The organism is Candidatus Aquicultor sp., from assembly GCF_054640775.1.
This window is the reverse complement of record NZ_JBTSLF010000299.1, coordinates 1-2797: the sequence shown is the minus strand read 5'-3', so window position 1 is coordinate 2797 and position 2797 is coordinate 1. Positions and strand designations below refer to the sequence as shown.

Sequence of the window (2797 nt, the reverse complement as noted above, 5' to 3'; positions counted from 1 at the left end):
CGTCCGGTCCCAAAACCCTTGACGCCTGGAGCCTGTACAGATTGCCATGACTTGCCCGAGGCGGGTCGACTCGTCACGATGAGCGACGAGACGATGACGGCACGATGGTTGCCAGCCGTTCGTCTGCCCGCGAGAGGAGATTGCCAACATCCTGAACCGTGCCCGTCACACCCCCAGCACTCGTATTATGCAGGTTTCGATGATGATTCCCGTTCGGACGATTATTTTGTCGCTCAGCTTCTTCGCCACCACACATCAGACAACCGTGGCATTTATTGAGCCTGAAGAGGAATCAACGCGTGCAACGCTCTTTGTCGGTACGATCCTGGATGCCGATACTCAGCAACCGATCGCCGCACGAGTGTATTTGAAGGACCAACACGATCAGTGGCTGTTCGTGCGATCGGCCAGCGAGCAAGGATCGGCCTGGCCCTACACGGAACAGTGGGTACCGATGCCCAACTCGGTCGAACGACACACAACTGTTTCTGCTCATCCATTCCAGGTTGAGTTGTCACCCGGCAAGTACGAGATCGAGATCGAACGGGGAAAAGAATATCTGCCGCTGCGACAACAACTTGTCATACCCGCAGACGACGCGACGACAACCGATCCGAATGCGAAGATCGAACGCACATTTCATTTGAACCGCTGGATCAACTTGAGTGAGCGAGGTTGGTATTCAGGTGAAACACATGTGCATCGTCGCATTGTGGAGTTGCCGAATGTGATGTTGGCCGAGGACTTGAACGTCGCTTTTCCGGTGACGTTTTGGACAACCGCATCGGACAAGATCCCTGATTTGCAGCCGTCGACACTGCGCTCGCAAGGCCCCTCGCCGTTTGGGCCGCGCGACGATCGCGGTTGCGACCCGATTCGCGTTTCGGATCGTCATGTGATCCTGCCGCGCAACACGGAATACGAGATTTTCAATATTGGACCGCAGCGTCACACACTCGGTGCGCTGTTTATTCTCAATCATAAGACGCCGTTCACGCTGACCGCGCCGCCGATTGGGCCGATCGTCCAACAAGCTCGAGCGGAAGATGCTCTTCTCGATCTCGATAAACACAACTGGCCCTGGTCGTTGATGTTGATCCCCGTGGCCAATGTCGATCTGTACGAACTGTCGAACAACAGTGTGTGGCGTACTAACTTCGGCTTCAATCAACTTGGCCAGCCTTTGCCACCTTGGGCGGAGATCGAACAAGAGACTTCCGGAGTCTTGACCGAGTGGGGTTGGCTGCAATATGGGTTCGAAATGTACTACGCATTGCTCAACTGCGGATTCCGACTCAGTCCGACAGCCGGCACCGCTTCCGGCGTGCATCCAGTGCCGTTGGGTTACAGTCGGGTTTATGTGCACACCGGTGAGGAATTCAGCCTGACAACTTGGCTGGCGGGTCTCAAGCAGGGACGCTCGTTCGTGACAACCGGTCCGATGCTCTTCGCGCAGGTCGGCGGGCAACATGCCGGTACAGTCTTTCCACTGGAAACTAAGAACCGAAAGCCAATTCCCTGGTCGGCGGAGGTGGTCAGTCCCGATCCAATCACACGAGTCGAGTTAATCGTCAATGGCACGGTGCGAGCGTCGTTTTCACCCCGCACGTCACAGTCCAACAATGGCAGTTTTCGATGGACGGGCGCAGGTGCGATTGACATCGCCGAATCTGGCTGGGTCGCATTCCGCACCTGGTCCGCCCAACCGGACGGGCGCAAACGATTCGCACATACCGGCTCTTGGTATTTCGAGGTCGCGAACCAACCGGTCCGGCCTCCACGAGTCCAGATTGACTACCTGATTGACCAGCTGGAACTGTCGATGCAGGCACAGCGGGGTATCTTGCCGCCCGCTGCATTCGCCGAGTTCGAACAAGCGCGAGACGCATATCGCCGGATCCAACAGCGAGCCCGTTAGCAACCGGGTGGCCCCACCCCTTTGGAGCGCGAGGACTTGTCATCGTTTTCCTTTTCTTCGCCCTGCCCAATCGGCCCGCCCGAGCGAGTAATTCGGAGGCCTTTGTCCACTGGAGGTCCATCATGCACGCCGATACCCATCAAAGTTCGCCGGAATGGCTCAGTGTTCATTGGGGATCATCCCCGCACATCCTCGCCCCGTTTCTGTGTGCAGCGATCATCGGCGTTTTGTCTCTCTGCTCGACCGTTCCTGGTGCAGAGCCTCACGAACAACTCAGGCCCAACATCGTCGTGATCTTGGCCGATGACTTGGGCTTCGGAGATGTGCATGCCAACAACCCGCAGCATGGGCGCATTCCGACGCCAAACATGGATCGCCTGGCGGCCAGTGGCATGCGATTCACCGATGGCCATTCCAGTTCCGGCGTCTGTTCTCCCTCGCGGTATACGCTGCTGACCGGTCGCTATCATTGGCGCACGCGACTGCAGTCGGGCATTGTCAATGTGTGGGGAGCACCACTGATCGCTGCTGATCGCCTAACGATTGGGACGCTGGCCAAGCAGTGTGGTTACGCGACGGCCTGTGTTGGCAAATGGCATCTCGGTCGCGAGTGGCCCATCTCGGCCGATCAACAGACTTTCTTCCAGGATTTCGGGGGCCAGCCCGGTGGTGGAGGCGACGTTGCGACGTTGATCACTCCCGCCCATCGTGAGGCCTGGAAAGCGGTTTTCTCGCAGCGAATTCCGGCTGGACCTACCGAGCGCGGTTTTGATGCGTATTTTGGGACCGATGTTCCCAATTGGCCGCCGTACTGCTTCATCGAGGGTGACCGCACGGTGGGCATCCCGAGCGAGTTATTGCCCGCGGCAAAACTCGTCA

At 57.7% G+C, this 2797-nt stretch carries 2 protein-coding genes; both read left to right on the top strand.

Annotated elements, in window-relative coordinates; translation table 11 throughout:
* Positions 1-187: 187 nt before the first annotated feature.
* Complete coding sequence (locus tag ACYC56_RS14425) at positions 188-1918, top strand: CehA/McbA family metallohydrolase (RefSeq protein WP_461374869.1); 1731 nt, start codon at positions 188-190, stop codon at positions 1916-1918.
* A gap of 122 nt (positions 1919-2040) precedes the next feature.
* Positions 2041-2797 (top strand): sulfatase-like hydrolase/transferase (locus ACYC56_RS14420; protein ID WP_461374868.1); only part of this gene is annotated, 757 nt, incomplete at its 3' end.